1 protein-coding gene is annotated in these 230 nt (G+C 60.9%); it reads left to right on the top strand.

All coding sequences use genetic code 11. From position 1 onward, the window contains the following. On the top strand, positions 1-230 hold a 230-nt coding region (locus tag KVT28_RS27330), incomplete at both ends, for a TolC family protein (protein ID WP_217551488.1).

Below are 230 nucleotides of genomic sequence, written 5' to 3'. Positions count from 1 at the left end.
ACCACGCCAGCGCGGAAGCCAGCAAGGCCGAGCTGGCGAATAGCACCTTGAGCGCGCAGACCGAACTGGCGCAGGACTATTTCCAGCTGCGCATCATCGACGAGAAAATCGCGCCCTATCAGCGCAGTATCGCGGCCTATCAACGCTATCTGACGGTGATTGAAAACAAATACGCGGCGGGCAGCGAGTCACGCGCCACCTTAGCGCAGGCGCAGATGCAGCTGGAGAGC

Source organism: Pantoea sp. GbtcB22 (assembly GCF_019091025.1).
GTDB classification, from domain to species: Bacteria; Pseudomonadota; Gammaproteobacteria; order Enterobacterales; family Enterobacteriaceae; genus Pantoea; species Pantoea leporis.
This window is presented reverse-complemented; position numbering and strand designations above follow the sequence as displayed.